Genomic DNA, 23,083 nt, shown 5'->3' with positions numbered 1-23,083 from the left:
TGCTGGAAAAGCTGCGCCACCACTACCGACGAGCCAAAACCATCACGCTGATCCTCGATAACTACATCATTCACAAAAGCAAACAGACCGAGCGATGGTTGAAGAAGAACCCCAAGTTCTGCCTGGTATTCCAGCCAGTTTACAGTCCTTGGGTTAATCACATCGAACGGCTGTGGCACAAGTTACATGAAACCATCACGCGCAATCATCAATGCAGAGGGATGGCCAACCTGCTGGCTCGAGTGAAATACTTCATGGATACCGTGTCTCCTTTCCCCGGGAATGGCTATGGCACAGCGAAGGTGTAGCACTATTAGGATCAGTTATTTAGTGTTGCTTTTGTATCATTTTCAAGTTTTTTTGTGATGACCTTCAGATGCTCATCTGTATCTAGCCAAAATTTATCACCCCACTCCCTGAAGTATTCAATAGCTTTCTTCTTTATTTCATCTTTTCTAAAGAAGTTTGTGATGTTATCAAAGAAGTTCCGATTATCTAAATCATTCTTTATGTCATATCTAATTTTCAGCACTTCAACAATTAGAATGTGCCTCCATAATAATCTATAAAATAGGTCCAAGTTGACGCCGATAGTATTCATGAATTGAATTATATCTGAATACTCTAAAAACCTTACAGAGATATCATTGGGGTCTATTTTTATGTGTTTCTCTGTGGTTTGTGATATTTTATAAAGGATTGCGTTTTTCCCTGCGCCAGTTCTACCTAGAATTATTGATTTTGGACTATGTACATCACATAGTTGTTCTATATAACCCTTGTCAATAAAACATGAGTCAAGTAAATTAGTATCAGTTTCCGCATCTAAGTCGCCAATTTTCAAATTCTGTCTGATAATGATTCTATTGCTGTTTTTTGCTGTGCTCATCACTCATACCTTATTAATAGTTTTATGATATGTCACTAATCAAATTTTTATTGCGACGGTAAGGTGTCTTTGCATTTAGGAAATTCACGGCATCCCCAAAACTGATTGCCCTTGTTCTCACCCCGAGTCGCGGTGCGCAATACCATGGTGCTGCCACATCTAGGGCAGAGCGGAGATGGTTTGTCCGGTGGCAATAAGCTCTGTAACGGCTTGTCTATTACTGGTTGCCTGATAGGCGTGCGGGTGGAAGCATTGTTGGCGGGTGGGCTGGCATGGCGCGTCTTTAGCAGGGCCACATGCTGTTTATGGGTTTGCCAATTGGCGGCCAGTCGTCCTTGCTGGATTGTCTGGACAATTTGAATGACTTCGGCAGGGGTCAGTACGGGAGTGGTCTTTTGCTTGATATAGCTAACCAGGCCGCGGCGCATGACGTTGTCCGGCATGGGGGTCTTGAAGGTGCAGTCGCCAATAAAATAGACGATCGAGTGCAGTTGGTGATCCGCCATTCCCAGCAGGGATTTGAGCGTCATCACATGCAGATAGTTTTGGTGAAGAGGATTCTGGAAGCCGTGCCTGCGTCGATATAGCTGCTGGGTCCAGCGCTTGTGTTTGGGATCACCGAAGATCCACCCTTTCATGTTTTTAGTCTCGATAACAAACACCCCGAAGCGGGAGACGATCACATGATCGATCTGGGTCGTGCCCTGCTCGAGCGGCAGCGTGACATTGTTCAGCAGATGATATTCCCGCTTGTCGAGAAAGAGCCGGATGCTGAGGGTGATCAGCCACTCTCCGACCATGCCCTTGAACCAGGGGGTTTTGACTATGGTCATCAGCAGCAACAATGGGATCACATACCAGAGTTGAGCCAGCAGGGCGGCAATAAGGGGGGTGAAATCCATTTCATCTCTCCTTGACCCCATCACCACTCCTTGGTGACAGGAATATTGGTCAGGGGTGCTCACCAAAGGTGGCTCAAGCATTCAGCCCCCAACCTGTTGCCGTTAACCAGTCAGTGGGGCAACCGGATTGGACACCTGGCTGGCGCTATCCCCATGATTGGGCGTCGAAAAGAGCTACTGTAGCGATTTAATCAGGACGAATGTGTGACAAATCCCACTAACTGTGTGACGCATCAGTGATTTCTAGCCGGTGGCGCTGCTGGCAGCTAGAGGGCGGTGGCTGAAGGTCAGGCGTCGTTGCCGGAGGCCTTATGCGAGGAGAAGGCGCGCAGGATCCAACAACAGAGGGTGGGCGGCTCTTTTCCGTGTGGCGATTTCAGAAACTCATCGCCAGCCCGACGCCGTAGCCGCTGGTGTTGTGGCTGAACATATAGCGGGCTACCAGCCGGGTGCGGGTCACTATGATGTCGTACTTGCTGCTGTCGAGTTCTATCCCTAGCCCCAGCGAGTTGAGGGAGTTGAAACCGAGCAGGCCCCGTTGCTCGCCAAGATATTCGGTGCGGGCTCCTTCCATCACGTAGCGCAGCGGCTTGTCCAGCAGTGTGAGATTGCCGATGGGGGCGCGGCGGCGCAGGTAGAGGCCGAGGTTCTCCGCATTGGCCTGACCGGTTACGCTGGCCGAGGTGCCGCCAAAGCTTTGCAGATGCTGGTAGGAGTAGCGCAGCTCAACGTCGATATCCTGCTGTGCTGAGAAGAGTTCATAGTCGAGCATCAGGGCGCCACCCAGGCCGTAGACATCGAGCCTGCCGCCATCGAGAAAGTCGAGGTTCTTGCCTGTGTATTGGCCCAGCAGCCAGTTGCCGATGCGCAGATCGCTTGCCACAGTACCCAGCGTGACGTTGCCGATGGGGCGCAATACCCAGTTGCCGCCGTGACGATCCTGATGCAGATGAAGATCCCAGCCGATGCCACCCGTGGCGGTGAGACTGTTCCATCGGGTGGGGATAGTGCGACTCTCGCTGCCGTTGCTCACCACGAATTTGGGATCGTAGCGGCTAAAACCCAGGGTCCCTTCCAGATAGATGGGCACACTCTCGCTCATGGTGGCGCCGCCGCCCATCTGGGTCATGTTGAGCGCCGACGATGCCGTTGCGCTGGTGTTGCTGCCGATGTCGAGGTTGCTGGCTGTGATGTCGGGCACCACAGTGAAGGTCATCAGCGACACCACTGCGTTGGCACGTTTTTGTATTAGTGACGACTCTTCAGCCATGGCGCCATGGCTGAGCAAGGGGGTGATCAGCAGGGGCAGGGTAGTGCGAAGGGTAGTGTGTGTGGGCATGCCTTGTTCCCCCGAAGCCGGTTGTGATGATGCGCCGTTTGACTGTAGCGACTTTTTCTCATCTTGGCAGCCCAAGGGTGAGCCGGTTGAAGCTTATACATCGCCGAGCCGGAGTGCTCGTCCAACCCTTGTCCTGCCATTCAGCTTTTTGTATTGATTGCTGACTTTGTGCCAGACATTAATTTTTTGTTCACTTGCGCGGGTGTATAACAGGAACCCCTTCAAGGAGAGAAAGGGGATGGCGACAGGGAGTGTCAGCCGCAGTGGGGGTCATAGTACCCCCCCCGGGATGGATGCTCACTGACGTTGATGGGAGTCACCAGATGCAGGATATGCTGCTTGCCATATGGCAACAGGACTTTGACCAATTGATCCAGATGCAGGCGGCGGGCCTGCTCGTCACCTGCCTGGTGGTGATCCTCTTTCTCGAGTCGAGCTTCGTGTTTTTACCCCTGCCCGGTGACAGTCTGGTGCTGCTGGCCGGTGGCCTGGTGGGGATGGGAGTGCTCGGCCCCGAAGTGACCCTTGTCTACATGCCGCTCGCCGCCGGGATCGGCAGCCTGGTTGCCTATCTGCAGGGCCATGCGCTGCACGGCACCTCCTTTATGGGCCATGTGGAGCGGATGATCCCGGACGGCAGCCTGCCACGGGCTTCGCGTCTGCTGCACAACTACGGTTTCTGGGCCCTGTTTTCCTCTCGCTTCGTGCCCTTCGTCAGGGTGCTGACGCCCATGCTGATGGGGGTCTCCCGCCTGCATCTGCCTCGGGTGGTGATGGCCAGTTTTGCCAGCGCCTTCCTCTGGGCCCTGCTGCTGAGTCTGGTGGGCAAGTTCGTGATGGCGGCACCGGCGTTCGTCCAGTATCACGAATTGATGACCAAGTGCCTGCTGGTGACCTCCCTCGGTCTGTTCGTTATCGCCATGGCGGCCATCGCCATCCGGCTGTTCAAGCGCCCGACCAATCGCATTCGCTGAGTGATATCCGGGGGAGCGCAGGCTGGCCCCGGGTTCTCCATTGATTTACCAATGGCATTGGCTAGGCCCAGGCGGGCCGCCCATGCCGCCCATCAACCATCAAGCAGGTACTTTATGCCATGTCGTGACACCCTGAGCCTTCGTCCCCTCGAGCGAGAGGATTTGAAATTCGTACATCAGCTCAACAACAACGCCAGCATAATGCGTTACTGGTTCGAGGAGCCTTACGAGGCTTACATGGAGCTGGCCCAGCTCTATGACAAGCACATCCACGATCAGCAAGAACGCCGTTTCATCCTGGAGGTGGAGGGCACCAATGTTGGCCTGGTGGATATTCGCAGCATCCACCGCCGCGCCGAGTTTCAGATCATCATAGCCCCCGCCTATCAGGGGCTGGGCTATGCCAAGACTGCGACCCTGAAGGCGATGAAGTATGCCTTCAACGTGCTGAATCTGCACAAGTTGTATCTCATCGTCGACAGTGACAATGCCAAGGCGCGCCACGTTTATCAGTCGCTGGGGTTCGCGCCGGAGGGGGAGCTGAAAGAGGAGTTCTTCATTGATGGCAAATATCGCACCGCCATTCGCATGTGTCTGTTTCAGCGTGATTTTCAGGCAAATGCTGCCAACAGGGTCTAACGTTTCCTGACATTCTGGTGCCGATGGGGGCAGGGCTGCACTGGCCGATGCCAGTGATGCGGCTCTCTTTGTCGGCACCTTTCTCGTGACAGGATAAAAACTCAGGCCATTTGAGGCAGAATTTGTGATGCCTATCTGTTACACTTCGCGCCCGCCATTTTCCGGCTCATTTTCTGACTTGATGTCGGACGCAGCCACCGGTGGTATCAACCTCCGCCTCGCCTACGCCGAGCCGCAAGCCAAACACAGTCCAGCTGGAACACAGGAACCCATTATGAGATTTGAATCGTTCGATTTTGCCCCCGAGATTTTGCGTGCTGTCTCAGATTGCGGTTATCAGGAGATGACCCCTGTGCAGCGCCAGGCGATCCCGACTATCCGTCGCGGTCTCGATGTGCTGGCCAGCGCCCAGACGGGGACCGGCAAGACTGCCGCCTTCGCCCTGCCGATATTGCAGCGCCTGGTGGACAAGCCGGCCGAGCTGCAGCCGTCCAATGCCCGCGTGTTGATCCTGACCCCGACTCGCGAGCTGGCGGCCCAGGTGGCGAGCAACATCAATGATTTTGCCAAGTACCTGGATGTGACCGTACTGACGCTCGTTGGCGGCGGCAAGCAGGATGTGCAGGCCAAGAAGCTGAAAGCGGGTGCTCACATCATAGTGGCGACCCCGGGTCGTCTGCTGGAGCACCTGACCGCCTGCAACCTCAGCCTGTCAGGCGTCGAGTGTCTGGTGCTGGACGAAGCGGATCGCATCCTCGACATGGGCTTTAGCGCCGATGTGCAGCAGATCCTGCAAGCGGTCAACAAGGAACGCCAGAACCTGCTGTTCTCTGCCACTTTCTCCGACGGGGTGAAGAAGCTGGCCAACGTCATGTTGGACAAGCCGCAGATCATCAGCGTCAACAAGCAGAACTCCACCGCCGATACCGTTACTCACACCGTCTATCCGGTGGAGCAGAAGCGCAAGCGCGAGCTGCTCTCCGAGCTGATTGGCAAGCAGAACTGGCCGCAGGTGCTGGTGTTTGCCAGTACCCGCGAAAGCTGTGACGAGCTGGTGGCCGAGCTGAACCTGGATGGCATCAAGTCTGCCGTTGTGCATGGTGACAAGGCCCAGGGCAGCCGTCGCCGCGCCCTGCGCGAATTCACCGAAGGCAAGCTGCGGGTGCTGGTCGCCACCGAAGTGGCCGCCCGTGGTCTGGACATCCCGGATCTGCAGTACGTGGTCAACTACGATCTGCCGTTCCTGGCCGAAGATTACGTGCACCGCATTGGCCGTACCGGCCGCGCCGGCAAGAGTGGCATGGCCATCTCCTTCGTCAGCCGCGAAGAAGAGCGCACCCTGCTCGAGATCGAGGCGCTGATCGGCCAGAAGATCCGCCGTGTCATGGCGAAGGGCTACGAAGTGGGCAACCGTGACGAGCTGATCAAGCAGTTGCAGGAGCGTCGTCGCTTCGGCAAGCGTCCCCAGCGTGAAGACAACGCCGCCGCCCAGGCCATGGCCGAAGCCAAGCTGCAGGGTCAGCGCCTCAAGCGTCTCGCGGCAATGAAGAAGCCGCGCCAGCCGAAATAAGCGCGCCCAACCCCATCCGGGCCTTCCCCTTGTCAGGGCAGACCGGGAGGGGTGATTTTGTATATAAAGGCGCCACTGGCGCCTTTATGCTGTTGATGACCCGGCCCCTGGCCCGCCCGTCTCTCTGAGGACTCGTGATGACACCTCCCAACTACAATCAGGCCCTGCTCGACATGGCCACCCAGAGCCTTGCCGAGCTGGCGCGCACCGCCGAGCAGAAGGCGGGCAAGCGTACCCCTGCCCAGGAGAGCCATTTTCTCTGCACCTGGATGGCGGACTCCCTCAAGGAGAAGCGTTTCTCCCGTCTGGTGATGGAGGATCTGAAAGGCTGGATCCAGCAGGGCCGTACCCTGGGGGCCGGTGCCGATCTCAAGGGCCTGCTGGAGCGCATCGCCTTCCAGTACGCCCGGGTGCAGGCGGACTCACAACAGCTCGGCACCAGGCTTGCCGCCCTGCTGGCCGAGCTGGAAGCTGCGGGTTGGTTGGTGTTTACCGACAGCGAGGTGAACGCCAAGCTGCGCTTGCAGGGACCGGGCCAATCCAGTCTGGTGATCTCCAGTTGCGAATATGGCGAGCACATAGTGCAGGGTGAGCTGATCAAACCCTTGACCCTGTACGTGCGTGGTGATGAAGCCAGGCTGGCGCAAGCGGCCTTTCACCATGGTCTGCTGCTGAGCCAGGGCAACAAGAAGGTCACTCTGGTCAAGCACCACAAGGCGTACCGTCTGGTGCCCGCCAACTTGCAGCCCGCGCTGGCGCTGCTGGCCGAGGCGAAAGCCTGACGGAGAGCCTCTTCCCTCTGTTGTTCCCAAACCCCGGCCTGGCGCCGGGGTTTTTTATGCGCCAATGATGGTGCTGGCGGGCTTGGCCGGGTGAGGCGAGAGCAAAAGCGAAATTTTTACAGGAACCTTTTTACAAGCACCTTTTACAGGAACCAAAGGGGCTGCGTGATACGGCCAGCGGATTCCCGTTTTGTCGTTCGAAATGTGTCGCATGGCAGCGCGCCTGCATCTTGCCCCCCTCTGATGGGGGGCGTCCCCCATATGGTGGGATGGTGGTGGAAAATTTCTGCTCTAGGGTGAGTGGGCCCCAAAGAGGGCCTTAAGGAAGCAAACCGCCTGATGGCGACACTCAATGAATGAGGAAACATGATGAAAGTGACTCCAATAGCCTTGCTGCTGGCCGGTGTGCTGGCTTCCCCGCTCTGCGCCGCAGGGCTCGATGCCCAACTCACCCTGGTGGATGGCAGCACAGACGACGTGCGCGTCAACCTGACATTGACCAACACGGGTGACAAGCCTATCCGTCTGCTCAAGTGGCAACTGCCGGGCAGCGACGATGCCCCCCTGTTTTTGGTGGAGCGGGATGGTCAACCGGTCAGCTATGAGGGGGCGCTGATCAAGCGTGCGGCGCCAACCGACAAGGATTTCCAGTTGATCAAGGCTGGCCAGAGTCTGACGGTGCAGGCGGAAGTGTCGGGTCTCTATGACATGAGTGCTCAGGGTCAGTACAGCATCCGCTATCAGCTGCCGGCTCTGCCGGGGACGACGAAAGCGGCCAAGGGCCAAACAGGCCCAGGCGAGCGAGTCCAACGCCATCACCCTGTGGGTGGAGGGGGTGAACGATGAGCGGGTTCAAGCCAAGGTGGCCGCCGCCGAGCCCCAGGCTGTTGCCGGTTCTGTCAGTTTCAGCGGACGCTGCACCAACACCCAGAAGAGCGATCTGTTGACGGCGCTGGATGCCGCCAGTGGCATCAGCAACAACGCCAGCAGCTATCTGGCGGTCGACAAGCCCGATGGCCAGCGCTATCGCAGCTGGTTCGGGGCCTATAGCAGTGCCCGTTGGGATCAGGCCGAGACGAACTTCAGCAAGATCAAGGATGCCATCGACAACAAGCCGCTCACCTTTGACTGCAGCTGCAAGCAGAGCTACTTCGCCTACGTCTATCCGGATCAACCCTACAAGGTCTATCTGTGCAAGAGCTTCTGGACGGCGCCCGTCACCGGGAGCGATTCCCGTGCCGGCACCATAGTCCATGAGCTGAGTCACTTCAACGTGGTGGCAGGCACCGACGATCTGGGTTACGGTCAGGCCAATGCCCGCAATCTGGCGAAGACGGATCCGGTCAAGGCGCTCAACAACGCCGACAATCATGAATACTTCGCCGAGAATACCCCGAGCGAAAACTGATCCGCTGACAGGGGCCGCAAGGCCCCTTTTTGATGCTGAAGGAGGCTCCATGATGACACTCTTGCTCACCACCCTCGCGCTTGCTCCCCTGCAGTGTGAACTGTCGGTCAAGGCACACAGCCGGGTGAACGAGCCCTTGCCCCTGGTGATGACCTTGACCAACAAGGGGGAGGGGCCGCTCGAGGTGTTGAGCTGGTTCACCCCGTTCGAAGGCTGGTTCGCCGATGCCATCGATCTCACCCTCGACAATCAGCCGCTGGTTTACAAAGGACCGCTCGCCAAGCGTGGCGAACCCGGTGCCGATGACTTCTTCATTCTGGGGGCGGGCCAGCAGAGCCAGGCGGATGCAGATCTGACCCAGGTCTACGATTTGTCCCGGCCAGGCCTCTATAACCTCAGCTACCGCGCCCAGCCCTTGACCCTGACCCAGGGGGTCGCCCCCAGCTGCCCCGCCATCAGTTTCACCCGGTTGGCGGCACCCTAAGCGGCATCACGCCCGTTTGCTGCCTTCAGCAGCCCCACAGCGCGGGCCGCGACTGCCAGATAGCGGGATGCATCGCCGGGTCTGCTTGCCTGTTCCCGCCAGCAGCAGTGCACCAGCTTGATCACATGATCGTCCAGACTGGCGAGCGCCCGTTCCAACACTTGCTGCCAGGATAATCCGTTGCAGGCGGGCCATGTCTGGGGACGCAGGTGCGGAGCCCCGACCGTGATATAAGCCGCCGCCACCGCCTGCCACATCAAGGTCTGCCACTGCCCTTGCCACTCGCTGGGCAACTGCGTTGCGACAATGGCTGCGGCCCGGCTGCCGGTCACCATGTGCAGCACGGTAAAATTGCTGGTTTGCCAATAGAGCGGCAGGGCCACCTCGGCCAGTTGTGTCAAAACGGACGATGACTCGGCGAGCGTTTGCGGCAGCGTGCCCGGCCAGCGCGGCGCCTCTGCCACCTGCTGCAATCGACCCGTGATCCACTCGCCCTGCCAGCTCGCACCCTCCCACTGTTCGGAGAGCCCGGCCAGCAGGCTGGCGACATCCCGGCTGGGCGCGGCTTCTCCGGCGGGCAGTATCAGGGGGCTGCACTGCCAGGCGGCCAGTGCCGCAGCCAGCTCTCCCACATGACCATTTTCCAGGGCACAGGCGAAGCGAATAAGAGGATGGAAGGCGCCTCCCGCCGGTGAGAGGCGCCTGGCCAGCAGGGTCTCGAAGAGAGGCAACCAGCCCTCGGCGGCAATCCGGTCTGCCAACTGCTGACGCAGTCGTACGAAACGGATTTCATCCTCGTCCTGACTTGTTTCCCCGCTCGGCAGCGCATGGGTTGCCTGCCAATGATCGAAGAAATGCTGCAACTGGCGGGGGCTTGCACCCATCTCATGCAGGGCGTGCAGCGCCATGGGGCAGTGGTTGGTGGTGCCTTTGCCGTTGAGGGCAAAAGCCCGGTTGGCATCGAGCAAGTGGTGAAGATGATGCATAATCATTTGACTCCTTTTGCGAGGGGAGACAGGATTGTGCAAGTTAAAGCTAACTTGAGGTCAAGGGTGAAAACGGATCGCAAGTGGTTAGCCATAGGTCAGATAGCGAAGCGCGCCGGGGTCAATGCCAGTGCCTTGCGTTTTTACGAGCAGAAGGGGTTGATCAGCAGCGTGCGCAGCGATGGCAGCCAGCGCCTCTATCCGCAGGATGCGCTGCGCCGGATAGCCTTCATCCGGGTGGCGCAGGGGATGGGGTTGAGCCTTGGCGAGATTGCCGATGCCCTCGCCGGCTTGCCAGATGGCCGCACTCCGGATCGCAGCGATTGGGAGCAGATAGCCAGCCAGTGGCAGGGCCTGCTTGATCAGCGCATCGAGGCTTTGGTGCAGCTCAAAGGCAAGCTCACCTCCTGTATTGGTTGTGGTTGCCTGTCCCTTGAGCACTGCGCCCTTTACAACCCGGATGATCAGGCTGCCGGACAGGGCACCGGCCCCCGTTATCTGCTGGGGGATGTGCCGCCATCCGACCCGGGATCAGAAGAACAATAAACATGAGAGTCGACCCGGCATGCCATGCACTGGGCGACCTGCGTAATGAGCAAGGAGGAGACATGGCATTGCAACAGCTTAAACGGGAGTTGGAACAGTTTGGCGAGCGCAACGATAATGCGCAGCCGACCCGTGGCAGCAAGATGCTCAATATCACCCGCGATACCGGCGAGTTGTTGGCGGTACTGGTACAGACGCGGGGGGCTGAGGCCGTACTGGAGATTGGCACCTCCAACGGTTATTCCACTCTCTGGCTGGCCGAAGCGGTGCAAAGGCTCAATGGCCGGGTCACCACCATAGAGCGGGATGAGGGCAAGCGTGAACTGGCTGATATCAACTTTCAGCGTGCCGGCCTGAGCCCCTGGATCACCCAGTTGGCGGGGGAGGCTGAAACCCTGTTGCCCACTTTGCCAGAGGCCGGTTATCAGCTCATCTTCCTGGACTCGGATCGCCAGCGCTATCGTGTCTGGTGGCCACAGATCCAGCGCCTGCTGGCCCCCCGTGGTCTGCTGGTGGTGGACAATGCCATCTCCCATCGGTATGAGTTGGCAGTGTGGATGGGAGAGGTGCAGCGTGATCCGGCCTTTGCGACCTCGCTGGTGCCTGTTGGCAAGGGGGAGTGGCTGGTGGTGAGTTTGTCGGGAGAGTGAGCATGGAGTTCAGAACCATGGAACCAAAAGCAGTGGTAGAAGCCTATTGGCAGGCCATGCAAAGCAATGATTTTTCGAGGGCGGCCCGCTGGCTCGGCGATGATTTTATCTGTGACTGGCCGCAGTCGGGGGAACGCATCGAGGGGCGCTGCAACTTTGTCGAGATCAACCGCCGCTATCCGGCGGCAGGCCCCTGGAGTTTTGACGTGGTCCGGCTACTGGAGCAGGGCGGTGAAGTCGTGACCGAGGTGTTGATCACCGATGGTGAGGTGCAGGCTCGCGCCATTACCTTTCACACAGTGCGCGGCAATGTCATCTCGCGTCAGACCGAGTTCTGGCCTGATCTCTACGAGGCACCCCGCTGGCGTCGCCCCTGGGTGACCCCCATTCCCCGGGAGCCGCAACCGGCCTGATGCATCCGTCAGCTGGCGCGCGTATGTCACCTAAAAAACAGCCCCGCAGATGCGGGGCTGTTTGTTGGCACAAAGGCGATGACGGACGGCGGATCAGACGGCCAGATAGTCCATGATCCCTTCGGCGGCCTTGCGGCCCTCGTAGATGGCGGTCACCACCAGGTCGGAACCGCGCACCGCATCGCCACCGGCGAATACCTTGGGGTTGCTGGTCTGGAAGGGGTAGTCAGCCTGCTCGCTGGCCTGGATGCGATCCCGGTTGTCGAGCGCTATGCCAAACTCCTGCATCCAGGGCTGGGGGTTGGGCTGGAAGCCAAACGCCATCACCACGGCATCGGCAGCCAGCACCTGTTCTGAACCCTCTATCACTACCGCATTGCGACGGCCATTGGCATCGGGCGCACCGAGTTCAGTGCTCACCATCTTGATGCCACAGGTCTGGCCATCAGCATCCAGCTCGACGCCGATGGGCTGCAGGTTGAACATGAATTCGACCCCTTCCTCCCGGGCATTTTTCACTTCCCGCTTGGAACCCGGCATGTTCTCGGCATCGCGGCGATAGGCGCAAATGACGTTGGCGGCACCTTGGCGGATGGCGGTACGCACGCAGTCCATGGCGGTATCGCCACCACCGAGCACCACGACTTGTTTGCCGGCGAAGTCGATGTAATCGGCCTGCGCCTTCTCAAAGCCCAGCAGCCGGTTGGCGTTGGAGATGAGATAGGGCAGGGCATCGTACACACCGGGAGCCGTCTCATTCTCGAAGCCACCCTTCATGTACTTGTAGGTGCCGACCCCGAGGAAGACGGCGTCGAACTCGCCCAGCAGATCGGCGAAGGTGACATCTTTGCCCACCTCGGTCTCGAGGCGGAACTCAATCCCCATGCCCTCGAAGATCTCGCGTCTGCGCTGCATCACCTCTTTTTCCAGCTTGAAGGAGGGAATGCCGAAGGTGAGCAGGCCGCCAATTTCCGGATACTTGTCAAACACCACGGCGCTGACGCCACCCCGTGCCAGCACGTCGGCACAGGCGAGCCCGGCCGGGCCAGCACCTATGATGGCGACCCGCTTGTCGGTTTTCACCACGTTGGAGAGATCCGGGCGCCAGCCCATCTCGAATGCCTTGTCGGTGATGTATTTCTCGATATTGCCTATGGTCACGGCGCCGAAGCGATCGTTCAGGGTACAGGCACCCTCACACAGCCTGTCTTGCGGGCAGACGCGGCCACACACTTCCGGCAGGCTGTTGGTCTGGTGGGAAAGCTCCACCGCCTCCAGGATGCGCCCCTCATTGGCCAGTTTCAGCCAGTTGGGAATGTAGTTGTGGACCGGGCATTTCCACTCGCAATAGGGGTTGCCGCAGTCGAGGCAGCGATCCGCCTGCATGCCGACCTGGGCCTGGTTGAAGGGCTCGTAGATCTCCACAAACTGGATCTTGCGGATCTTGAGCGGCTTCTTGGGCGGGTCGACCCGCTGGACATCGATAAACTGGAATACGTTCTGGCTCATAGGGTTCCCTCCTTATTGCGCCTGGATTCTGAGTTCTGCACTGGAACGGCTGGTGTGGCCAAGCAGGGACTTGACGTCGCTGGACTTGGGTTTGATCAGCCTGAACTTGGGCACATAGGAGTCGAAGTTGGCCAGGATCTCCTCGGCGCGCGAGCTGCCGGTCTCATTGAGGTGCGCCGTTATGATGCCGCGCAGGTGCTCCTGATGGATGGCGAGTGTCGCCACGTCCAGCAGTTCGACCAGCTCGGGGTTGGTGCGTTTGGCAAAGTTGCCGCACTCGTCCAGCACGTAGGCAAAACCACCTGTCATGCCCGCCGCGAAGTTGACGCCGGTGGTGCCGAGGATGGTGACGATACCGCCTGTCATGTATTCACAGCCGTTGTCACCTATTCCCTCGACCACGGCCAGGGCCCCTGAGTTGCGCACCGCGAAGCGCTCGCCCGCCGTACCGGCCGCAAACAGCTTGCCGCCGGTGGCGCCATAGAGGCAGGTGTTGCCAATGATGGCGGCTTCGTGGGACTTGAATGCCACGCCGACGTGGGGTTTGACCACCAGTTTGCCGCCAGTCATGCCCTTGCCCACGTAGTCGTTGGCGTCACCCGTGAGTATCATCTCGAGGCCACCCGCGTTCCAGACGCCGAAGCTCTGGCCTGCTGTGCCGTTGAAGTGAACCTTCACCGGATCGGCCGCCATGCCCTGGTTGCCGTGACGCTTGACGATCTCGCCCGACAGACGGGCGCCCACGGAGCGATCCGTGTTGCGGATGTCGTAACGGAACTCGCCGCCCGACTTGTGCTCCACCGCCTCCAGCAGATCGTCCACCATCCGCAAGTTGAGCGGTCCCTTGTCAAAGGTGGGGTTGTGCTGCTGGCTGAACAGGCTGGAGCCCGCCGGTGCCACCGGACTTGCCAGAATACCGGAGAGATCCAGCTTGGCCTGACGGGCGGTGAGGCCTGGCAGGGCTTCCAGCAAATCGGTACGACCGATGAGATCGGTCAGCTGGGTGACCCCCAGCTGAGCCATGAGTTCGCGAGTCTCTTCTGCGATGAACTTGAAGTAGTTCATCACCATCTCCGGCAGGCCGGTGAAGTGCTCGCGGCGCAGCTTCTCATCCTGGGTGGCGACGCCGGTGGCGCAGTTGTTCAGGTGGCAGATGCGCAGGTATTTGCAGCCGAGCGCCACCATGGGGCCAGTGCCAAAACCGAAGCTCTCGGCACCGAGGATGGCGGCCTTGATGATGTCGAGGCCGGTTTTGAGACCGCCATCCACCTGCAGCCGCACCTTGTGGCGCAGGCCGTTGGCAACCAGCGCCTGCTGGGTCTCGGCCAAGCCCAGCTCCCAGGGGGAACCGGCATACTTGACCGAGGTCAGCGGGCTTGCGCCAGTGCCACCGTCATAGCCGGAGACGGTAATGAAGTCGGCATAGGCCTTGGCCACGCCGCAGGCGATGGTGCCGACACCGGGCTCGGAGACCAGCTTGACCGACACCAGACAGTCCGGATTGATCTGCTTGATGTCGAAGATGAGCTGGGCCAGGTCTTCAATGGAGTAGATATCGTGGTGCGGCGGCGGCGAGATCAGGGTCACGCCAGGCACGGAATAGCGCAGCTTGGCTATCTGGGCGGTGACTTTGTCACCGGGCAGCTGACCGCCTTCACCGGGCTTGGCGCCCTGGGCCACCTTGATCTGCACCACGTCCGCGTTCATCAGGTAGTGGGGGGTGACGCCAAAGCGCCCCGACGCCACCTGTTTGATACGGGAATTTTTCTCGGTACCAAAACGCTTGGGATCTTCACCGCCTTCACCGGAGTTGCTCTGACCGCCAAGGCGGTTCATGGCCACTGCCAGCGCTTCGTGCGCCTCTGGGCCCAGGGCGCCGATGGACATGGCGGCGGAGTCGAAGCGGGGGAACAGCTTGGCTGCCGGCTCCACTGCGCTGATGTCCACCGGATTGTCGACCTTCTTCAAAGCAAGCAGATCGCGCAGGGTAGAGACAGGGCGCTCGTTCACGAGCCGCGCATACTCCTTGTAATCGGCATAGTTGCCGGAGCGCACCGCGGTTTGCAGGGTCTGCACCACATCCGGATTGTAAGTGTGATACTCGCCGCCGTGGACAAACTTGAGCAGGCCACCCTGAGTGAGGGCCTTGCGTTGCAACCAGGCCTGACGGGCCAGATTGAACTGATCCTGCTGGATATCGGTGAAATCGGCACCCTGAATACGGCTGGAGACACCACGGAAGCACATGGCGACCACGGCACTGGAGAGGCCCACGGCTTCAAACAGCTGGGAGCAGCGATAGCTGGCGACCGTGCTGATGCCCATTTTGGACATCACCTTGTAGAGGCCCTTGTTGATGCCGTTGCGGTAGTTGAGCATGGCCTGGCGCAGGCTCATCTTGAGCACGCCTTCCTCGACCTGTTTGGCGAGGGTTTCATAAGCCAGATAGGGGTAGATGGCGGTGGCGCCAAAGCCCAGCAGTACCGAGAAGTGGTGCGGATCGCGGCAGCTGGCGGTCTCCACCAGGATATTGGCGTCGCAGCGCAGATTGTTGTCCACCAGGGTGCGCTGTACCGCGCCTACCGCCATGGCGGCTGGAATGGGCAGTGTGTCGGCACTGACGTCCCGATCCGACAGGATCAGCAGCACTGTACCGTTGCGGGCGGCAGTCTGGGCCTCTTCGCAGATGCGCACCAAGGCTGCTTCCAGTCCCTCTTCGGGCCTGAAGTTGAGGCTGATCACCTGATGGCGATAGTGTTCCCCTTCCAGCGCAAGCAACTGGTGGAAGTCGGAGTAGAGCAGGATCGGCGACTGGAACAGTACCCGGTGGGCGTGGCCGAAGGTCTCGTTGAAGACGTTCTGCTCGCGACCGATACAGGTAGCCAGCGACATGACGTGGTTTTCCCGCAGGGGATCGATCGGCGGGTTGGTCACCTGGGCGAACATCTGGCGGAAGTAGTCATACAGGGTGCGCTGGCTGGAGGAGAGCACAGCCATCGGGGTATCATCCCCCATGGAGCCCACCGCTTCCTGACCGTTCTCGCCGAGCACGCGAATGATCTGATCCAGCTCCTCGTAGGAGTAGCCGAACAGTTTCTGATAGGTCTTGAGCTGATCGTCCGAGAACTCGCGGGCTCCCGTGCTGGCGTCATCCATCTGCTCGAACGGCACCAGCCGCTTGCAATGGGAGTCCATCCACTGTTTGTAGGTGTGACGGCTCTTGAGGTCGTCGTCGATCTCGAAGCTGGTCCACACCTTGCCGTTGCTGGTATCCACCACGAACAGCTCGCCCGGGCCGACCCGGCCCTTCTCCAGTACTTCATCCGGGGTGTAGTCCCAGGTGCCGACCTCAGACGCGAGCGTGATGAACTTGTCCTTGGTGATGACATAGCGGGCTGGACGCAGGCCGTTACGGTCCAGTGCGCAGGTGGCATAGCGGCCATCGGTCATGACGATGCCGGCCGGACCATCCCAGGGCTCCATGTGCATGGAGTTGAAGTCATAGAAGGCGCGCAGGTCGTCATCCATGTTCGGGTGTTTTTGCCATGCAGGTGGGATCAGCAGGCGCATGGCACGGAACAAGTCCATGCCACCGGCCAGGAAGAGATCCAGCATGTTGTCGAGGCTGGAGGAGTCGGAGCCCGTGGTGTTGACGAAGGGCGCCGCCTCTTGCAGATCCGGAATGAGCGGGGTCGCAAACTTGTAGCTGCGGGCCTTGGCCCACTGGCGGTTGCCAGCAATGGTGTTGATCTCGCCATTGTGGGCGAGATAACGAAACGGCTGCGCCAGCGGCCAGCGCGGGCTGGTGTTGGTGGAGAAACGCTGGTGGAACACGCAGATGGCCGATTGCAGGCGAATGTCGGCAAGATCCAGATAGAAGTGGGGCAAATCCACCGGCATGCACAGTCCTTTATAGACGGTGACCAGGTTGGAGAGGCTGACCACGTAGAAGTAGTCGTCGCTGATGCGCTTTTCGATACGGCGACGCACTATATAGAGGCGGCGCTCAAGATCCTTGTCGACCCAGCCTGGCGGCGCGTTGACAAAGACCTGTTCAATACTGGGCAGGGAGGCTTTGGCGATGGGACCGAGCACATTGGTATCGATGGGCACCTTGCGCCAACCGACCAGACTCAAGGTCTCTCTTTCCAGCTCCTCGTCGATGATGTCGCGAGTCTGCTGGGCCAATACGGGGTCCGGGTTGAGAAACAGCATGCCGACCGCGTATTTGCGGCCCAGATGCCATCCTTTCTCTTCGGCGACGGCTCTAAAGAAGCTATCCGGTTTTTGCAGCAACAGACCGCAACCATCGCCGGTCTTGCCGTCGGCGGAGATACCGCCGCGGTGCTGCATGCGAGCCAATGCTGACATCGCGAGACGGACAAGCTTGTGGCTGGCTTCACCTTCCATGTGGGCCAACAGGCCGAAGCCACAGTTATCCCTCTCCAGCTTTGGATCATATAGTGACATTGCATTTCTCCCTTGCTCGGCCTTGCATCGCAAACTGCATAAATTGCGATTGGCTCTTGTGGTTCCGTCCGCCTGACGTGGCGAATCTCCAAACTAATGGGATTTTTCGGCAAGGTCAATTGAACATCCCGGCTGTTTTCATTATTACAATGTCATAACAAAATGTTGGAGTGCGGGTATATATGGGGCTTGAATTGGTGATTGCTCTGGCATTTTTTATTTTTACAGCACTTAATGTTGATATGTGGGCTTTTGTTGGTTGACTCAGTGGGGAAGGGGATTTGTAGTAATTTTACCAATTCATCAGGCAAGTGGCGGGGAGAGATCACAATTACGGACCACGAGTCTTGCTTTTGTCGTCAGTCAGTCTATGTGTGAATTTTCATTGCCTAACAGGTGGTTAGCTAGCAGTTATTCATCAGGATTGCGCATGCTGTGTTTGGTGTAAGGGTTTCGAAAGCATCAACAACGACCCGCTTGCTGATATTTATCCAGATATTGGTGAATATTTATATGTTTTCTGACCTTCCCCTCCCTTGATTCAGCTCAGCGCCCTGTTTTTGCAAGCTCGTACAATGACGCTCCTTTAGCGGAGGTGTCATGCAGTTACACGAACTCGTCAATACATTCGGTCAGGATCTCAAGCAACGCCACGGCCAGAAGATCCACAAGCTCTCTATTCACGGCGCTTTCACCTGCCCCAACCGGGACGGCACCCTGGGCCGTGGTGGCTGCACTTTTTGCAATGTCTCCTCTTTTGCCGACGAGTCGGCCCAGCAGCTTTCCGTGGTGCAGCAACTGTTGGCGCGCCGGGATGAAGTGACCCGTGCCAAACGCTATCTCGCCTACTTTCAGGCCTACACCAGCACCTATGCCGAGGTAGAGTACCTGCAACGCATGTATGAAGAGGCATTGTCAGTCAGCGACATGGTGGGTTTGTGTGTCGGTACCCGACCCGATTGCGTGCCGGATGCGGTGCTGGACCTGCTGGCAGCTTATCAGGCCCGTGGCTATGAGGTGTGGCTGGAGCTGGGGCTGCAAAGTGCCAATGACAAGACCTTGCAGCGCATCAATCGCGGTCATGGTTACGCCGCCTATGCCGATGCGGTTGCGCGGGCCCATCAGCGCGGCATCAAGGTCTGTGCCCATCTGATCGTCGGCCTGCCGGGGGAGGTGCCGATGGATAGTCTCGATACCCTGCATCGCATCGTGGCGACCGGGGTTGAGGGGATCAAGTTGCATCCGCTCCATGTGGTGGAGGGGAGCACCCTCGGCAAGGCGTGGCAGGCAGGGCGGCTGGAGGTGTTGTCGCTGGATCAATATGTTGAAGCTGCAGTGGCCATGATCCAGCACACCCCTCCCGAGGTGGTCTATCATCGCATCTCTGCCTCTGCCCGCCGACCGACCCTGTTGGCACCGGTCTGGTGCGAAAATCGCTGGACAGCCATGGCCGGGATTGCTAGTGAACTGGCCCGCTCCGGTGCTCAGGGACACAGTCTGGGACGGCCCTTCTCCCTTCCTGACCATATAGAGTAAGCAATCAAATTTCGTCAAAAAAACAGAGGGTTATTAGATGAAATTCAGTCTTTGCGGTATAGTTTCGGTAAAATTGTCTTGATATAGTATTCCGCTTGGAAAAGATATCATTATCAATAAGCGTGTATTGTTTCCAATTTGGGCGGGATATATCAGACATGGCGCCATCTTGTGTCGCTATCAAGCACTTTCATGCCGTACCGTCTTTGGGCGTAATGCCTCTCAGGTCTGATGATGATATCCAGTGTCATTTACCTGTGCTTAACGTTTATCAGGCTGTTGATCTCTATGCTTTGGGATCCTGATGTTTATTCCACGAGCGTGCGCGCGTCATGCAACCATGTGTGACCACAGATACGCGATGATGACGGCCGACCTATTCAAGCAGTGACAGGATGCTATGCAAGCAGAAACGAACCGTATTGATGAGCTGTTGGAATGTCTGGTCTTTTTGACCCGCTTTTATGGCGTGCCCAACAGCAAGGATGCCCTGACGACCGGACTGCCGCTGGTATCCGGCTTGCTGACTCCGAACTTGTTCAGCCGCGCAGCAGAGCGGGGGGGGCTTTCCGCACGGGAAGTGATCCAGCCCCTTGCCGACATCTCATCCTTGTTGCTGCCTTGCGTATTGCAGATGCGAAACGGTGGTGCCTGCATACTGCTGGAGTGGAACGAAGACAGAACCCAGGGCAAGGTGATTTTTCCTCAGGCGGGTGATGCCGCCCAGTGGCTCGGCGTTGCCCAGCTGGGTGACGAATATCTGGGCCGGCTCTTCTTTGTCAAAAAGCAGTTCAAGTTTGATGATCGCTCTCCCAAGGTACTGGAGACACGTGATGGTCACTGGTTCTGGAGCACGCTGTTTGAATCCCGCGGCATCTATCGGGATGTGCTGATTGCCTCCATTTTGATCAACCTGTTTGCGGTGGCCAGTCCGCTGTTCACCATGAACGTTTATGACAAAATCGTGCCCAACCTGGCGTTCGAGTCACTCTGGGTGCTGGCGGTAGGCGCCATGGTGGTGTTTACCTTTGATTTTGTGATGCGCCAACTGCGCAGCTATTTCATTGATATTGCGGGCAAGAAATCCGATGTATTGCTGTCGGCCAAGATCTTCGCCAAGGTGATGGGCATGCGGATGGAGTCGAGACCGGCTTCCACCGGCGCTTTTGCCAAACACCTGCAAGAGTTCGAGTCCGTACGGGAGTTTTTCACCTCGGCCACTGTCTCGACCCTCATCGATCTGCCGTTTGCGGTCTTCTTCCTCTTCATTATCTGGTTGTTTGCCGGCGTCATGGTGGTCGTGCCCATCGTCGCCATGCTGATCCTGATTATTTACAGCTTCTATATTCAGGCGCCGCTCAAGCAATCCATCGAAGAGGGCTCGCGCCTCGCCTCCCAGAAGAATGCCAACCTCATCGAGAGCATTTCCGGACTGGAGACCGTCAAGATCTTCGGCGCCGAGAGCATGTTCCAGCATCGCTGGGAACAGGCTGTATCCCACATCTCTACCTGGGGCGTGCAGACTCGCCGCATCACCAACTCCATGTCCTCCCTGGCCAGCTATATCCAGCAGGTGGTAACCGTGGGTCTGGTGATCGTCGGTGTCTACCAGATATCGGAAGGGCTGGTCACTATGGGCGGCATGATTGCCGCCGTCATGCTTTCCAGCCGCGCCATCGCCCCCATGGTGCAACTCTCCGTGCTCTCCACTCGTTACAACCAGGCCAAGTCCGCGCTGGAGATCCTGGAGAAAATAATGATGACGCCGGGTGAGCAGGAGGAAGGCAAGCAGTACATTCACCACCCCATCATCTCCGGGCGCATTGAATTTGATAATGTGTCGTTCAAGTATCCGGGGATGGAGACGAGCACGCTGCACAATATCAATCTACGTATTGAGCCGGGTGAGAAGGTGGCCATCATAGGTCGGATCGGGGCGGGCAAGACCACTCTTGAGAAGATTCTGATGGGGCTGTATCGACCCACCGATGGTTCGGTCCGTCTCGACGGGTTCGAACTGGATCAGCTGCCCGCATCTGTGATCCGGCGAAACATAGGCTGTGTCCCTCAGGATGTGACCCTGTTTTTCGGCTCTGTGCGTGACAACATCATGCTGGGAAATCCGCTGGTGGACGATGCGCGGGTGCTGCGTGCGGCCAAACGGGCCGGTGTCACCAACTTTACCAACCGTGACCCGAATGGTCTGGACAGACAAATAGGGGAAGGGGGACGTCAGCTCTCCGGTGGTCAGCGTCAGGCGATCCTGCTGGCCCGCGCTTTGCTCAACGATCCCCCCATTCTGGTGATGGACGAACCCACCTCCAACATGGATAACCAGTCAGAGATGCAGGTCAAGCATGAGCTGGCACGACTGGGACCGGAAACTACCCTGATCCTCATTACTCACAAGACCTCCATGCTTGATGTCGCATCGCGGGTCATCGTCGTGGAGCAGGGGCAGATAGTGGCAGATGGACCCAAAGATGTAGTGTTGCAACAGTTGAAGGAAGGCAAGGTGCGAGTGCAGGAGGCGTCCAATGGCTAAATTTAGCCTGTTCAAGAAGTCGCCGTCCGATACAGTGCTGCCCGCACCCGAACATCTGGAGTTTGTCGATGATGGCGCCGCTGCCGTACTGCTGAGTACCCCGACCAGGGCCAGAGTATTGTTGTGGGCCTGTTTTCTGTTCTTCATGAGCGCCATCGTCTGGGCGGCCTGGGCCGAGCTGGATGAAGTGACGGTCGGGCAGGGCAAAGTCATCCCGTCCCGTCAGTTGCAGGTGATCCAGAACCTGGAAGGGGGGATCGTCAAAGAGATCTTCGTCAGGGAGGGGGACATAGTCGAAGAAGGGCAGCCGTTGCTGCGTATCGATGACACCCGTTTTCGCTCTGATTTCCGGGAGCGTGAAGAAGAGCTGGTGACCCTCAAGGGCGGCATTGCCCGGCTAAGAGCCGAGATAAAGAGCGTGGTGGTCAAGACCGGGCCGAACCTGAGCTGGCGTGAGCAGGTGCTCATCGACAAACAGCCCATCGACTTTCCGGATGGTTTTGAAAATGTCTTTGCCGAATATGCTGCCCGTGAAAAGTCGGTTCAGGATGAACGACTTAATAGCCTGAATAACCAGCTCTATATACTTGGCCAACAGATCGAGCAGAAAGAGCAGGAGCTGATCGAGCTCAATGCCAAGATAAGAACCGTCGGGCGCAGTGTTGATCTGGCCCGGCAGGAATTGAACATCAGTCGTCCCCTGGCCAAAGAAGGGATAGTCCCCCAGGTAGAGCTCATCAAGCTGGAACGCCAGGTCAACGAGATGCAGGGAGAGCTGGAGAGCAACCGGCTCATTATTCCCAAACTCAACTCTGTGCTGAGAGAAAGCATTTCCAAGCGCAACGACATTGCATTGAAGTTCCGGGCTGACTCACAGACCGAGCTCAACGAACTTCAGGGTAAATTGAGACAGTTGTCGGAAGGGCAGGTCGGACTGCGAGACAGGGTCGACAGGACCAGCGTCATTGCGCCCCTCAAAGGCACCATCAAGAAACTCAAGATCAATACGCTGGGTGGGGTGGTGCAACCGGGTATGGATTTGATGGAAATCGTGCCGCTGGAAGACACCTTGCTGGTAGAGGCCAAGGTTTCCCCGAAAGACATCGCATTCTTGCGGCCAGGGCTTGATGCCGTGGTCAAGATCACTGCTTATGACTTCACCGTTTATGGAGGACTACATGGAAAGGTCGAACAGATAAGTGCTGACTCGATCCAGGATGAGGAGGGGAACTCCTTTTATCTGGTTCGTGTCCGCACCGAGAAGAGTTACTTGGGCGATGAGCTTAACGCACTTCCCATCATCCCCGGTATGTTAGCCAGTGCAGATATTATTACTGGTAAAAAAAGTGTCCTAGACTATTTGCTTAAGCCGATATTACGGGCGAAACAGTCGGCACTGAGAGAACGATAAGCCAACAATCTAAAAACAACATGACTGGAG

The 23,083-nt window shown here is 58.0% G+C and carries 18 protein-coding genes and 1 pseudogene; 13 read left to right on the top strand and 6 right to left on the bottom strand.

Annotation, left to right across the window (positions count from 1 at the left end; translation table 11 throughout):
* Positions 1–308, top strand: a 308-nt coding sequence (locus tag AXW79_RS02950) for a transposase (RefSeq protein WP_211271106.1), incomplete at its 5' end; no start/stop codon positions are given.
* Positions 309–319: 11 nt separating this feature from the next.
* On the opposite strand, the gene AXW79_RS02945 is transcribed toward AXW79_RS02950, so the two are convergent.
* The 3 genes from AXW79_RS02945 to AXW79_RS02935 form a co-directional block, all read right to left on the bottom strand.
* Positions 320–889, bottom strand: coding sequence for a P-loop NTPase family protein (locus AXW79_RS02945; protein WP_043144322.1), 570 nt, complete (start codon positions 887–889; stop codon positions 320–322).
* Positions 890–936: 47 nt separating this feature from the next.
* Positions 937–1,791: a nuclease-related domain-containing protein gene (locus AXW79_RS02940; RefSeq protein ID WP_005314653.1), complete on the bottom strand. Its 855-nt coding sequence runs from the start codon at positions 1,789–1,791 to the stop codon at positions 937–939.
* A 376-nt stretch (positions 1,792–2,167) separates the two neighbouring features.
* Complete coding sequence (locus AXW79_RS02935) at positions 2,168–3,130, bottom strand: autotransporter domain-containing protein (protein WP_005314655.1); 963 nt, start codon at positions 3,128–3,130, stop codon at positions 2,168–2,170.
* A gap of 323 nt (positions 3,131–3,453) precedes the next feature.
* Here AXW79_RS02935 and AXW79_RS02930 point away from each other — a divergent pair, with 323 nt between their 5' ends.
* The 6 genes and pseudogenes from AXW79_RS02930 (at position 3,454) to AXW79_RS02905 (ending at position 8,987) form a co-directional block, all read left to right on the top strand.
* On the top strand, positions 3,454–4,104 hold the full coding sequence (locus tag AXW79_RS02930; RefSeq protein WP_005314658.1) for a DedA family protein: 651 nt from the start codon (positions 3,454–3,456) through the stop codon (positions 4,102–4,104).
* Positions 4,105–4,218: 114 nt separating this feature from the next.
* The gene (speG, locus tag AXW79_RS02925) at positions 4,219–4,743 is read left to right on the top strand and encodes a spermidine N1-acetyltransferase (protein WP_005314661.1); all 525 of its coding nucleotides are present in this window, start codon (positions 4,219–4,221) and stop codon (positions 4,741–4,743) included.
* A 274-nt stretch (positions 4,744–5,017) separates the two neighbouring features.
* On the top strand, positions 5,018–6,313 hold the full coding sequence (locus AXW79_RS02920) for a DEAD/DEAH box helicase (RefSeq protein ID WP_005314664.1): 1,296 nt from the start codon (positions 5,018–5,020) through the stop codon (positions 6,311–6,313).
* Between the two features lie 137 nt (positions 6,314–6,450).
* The gene (locus tag AXW79_RS02915) at positions 6,451–7,095 is read left to right on the top strand and encodes a DUF2913 family protein (RefSeq protein ID WP_005314666.1); all 645 of its coding nucleotides are present in this window, start codon (positions 6,451–6,453) and stop codon (positions 7,093–7,095) included.
* A gap of 366 nt (positions 7,096–7,461) precedes the next feature.
* A pseudogene (locus AXW79_RS02910) lies at positions 7,462–8,503 on the top strand (M35 family metallo-endopeptidase).
* A gap of 49 nt (positions 8,504–8,552) precedes the next feature.
* On the top strand, positions 8,553–8,987 hold the full coding sequence (locus AXW79_RS02905; protein WP_005314668.1) for a hypothetical protein: 435 nt from the start codon (positions 8,553–8,555) through the stop codon (positions 8,985–8,987).
* On the opposite strand, the gene AXW79_RS02900 is transcribed toward AXW79_RS02905, so the two are convergent.
* On the bottom strand, positions 8,984–9,979 hold the full coding sequence (locus AXW79_RS02900; protein WP_011898600.1) for a questin oxidase family protein: 996 nt from the start codon (positions 9,977–9,979) through the stop codon (positions 8,984–8,986). The genes AXW79_RS02905 and AXW79_RS02900 overlap by 4 nt on opposite strands.
* A 60-nt stretch (positions 9,980–10,039) precedes the next feature.
* Here AXW79_RS02900 and soxR point away from each other — a divergent pair, with 60 nt between their 5' ends.
* The 3 genes from soxR (at position 10,040) to AXW79_RS02885 (ending at position 11,582) form a co-directional block, all read left to right on the top strand.
* Positions 10,040–10,519, top strand: coding sequence for a redox-sensitive transcriptional activator SoxR (gene soxR / locus AXW79_RS02895; RefSeq protein ID WP_005314672.1), 480 nt, complete (start codon positions 10,040–10,042; stop codon positions 10,517–10,519).
* Positions 10,520–10,581: 62 nt separating this feature from the next.
* Positions 10,582–11,169 (top strand): O-methyltransferase, encoded by a 588-nt coding sequence (locus AXW79_RS02890; protein ID WP_005314674.1) that lies wholly within the window; start codon positions 10,582–10,584, stop codon positions 11,167–11,169.
* Between the two features lie 2 nt (positions 11,170–11,171).
* Positions 11,172–11,582 carry a nuclear transport factor 2 family protein gene (locus AXW79_RS02885; RefSeq protein WP_005314677.1) on the top strand — a complete coding sequence of 137 codons (411 nt, stop codon included), beginning with the start codon at positions 11,172–11,174 and terminating at the stop codon, positions 11,580–11,582.
* Between the two features lie 93 nt (positions 11,583–11,675).
* On the opposite strand, the gene AXW79_RS02880 is transcribed toward AXW79_RS02885, so the two are convergent.
* Entirely contained in the window at positions 11,676–13,091 is a 1,416-nt protein-coding gene (locus AXW79_RS02880) for an FAD-dependent oxidoreductase (protein WP_005314681.1), read from the bottom strand.
* Positions 13,092–13,103: 12 nt separating this feature from the next.
* Entirely contained in the window at positions 13,104–17,561 is a 4,458-nt protein-coding gene (gene gltB / locus AXW79_RS02875) for a glutamate synthase large subunit (RefSeq protein WP_005314684.1), read from the bottom strand.
* A gap of 600 nt (positions 17,562–18,161) precedes the next feature.
* On the opposite strand from gltB, the gene AXW79_RS02870 reads away from it, so the two are divergent.
* From AXW79_RS02870 to AXW79_RS02860, 3 genes are all read left to right on the top strand, one after another.
* Positions 18,162–19,097 carry a TIGR01212 family radical SAM protein gene (locus AXW79_RS02870; protein WP_005314700.1) on the top strand — a complete coding sequence of 312 codons (936 nt, stop codon included), beginning with the start codon at positions 18,162–18,164 and terminating at the stop codon, positions 19,095–19,097.
* Positions 19,098–19,497: 400 nt separating this feature from the next.
* Positions 19,498–21,642, top strand: a complete 2,145-nt coding sequence (locus AXW79_RS02865; protein WP_005314720.1) for a type I secretion system permease/ATPase — start codon at positions 19,498–19,500, stop codon at positions 21,640–21,642.
* A complete protein-coding gene (locus AXW79_RS02860) occupies positions 21,635–23,053 on the top strand; it encodes an HlyD family type I secretion periplasmic adaptor subunit (protein ID WP_005314724.1) in 1,419 nt (472 codons plus the stop codon). Before AXW79_RS02865 ends, AXW79_RS02860 begins: the two co-directional genes overlap by 8 nt.
* Positions 23,054–23,083: the final 30 nt, after the last annotated feature.

Origin of the sequence: Aeromonas salmonicida subsp. salmonicida (assembly GCF_001643305.1) — a bacterium.
GTDB lineage: Bacteria > Pseudomonadota > Gammaproteobacteria > Enterobacterales > Aeromonadaceae > Aeromonas > Aeromonas salmonicida.
Note: the sequence above shows the minus strand (reverse complement) of the source record. Positions and strands in the feature narration are given on the sequence as shown.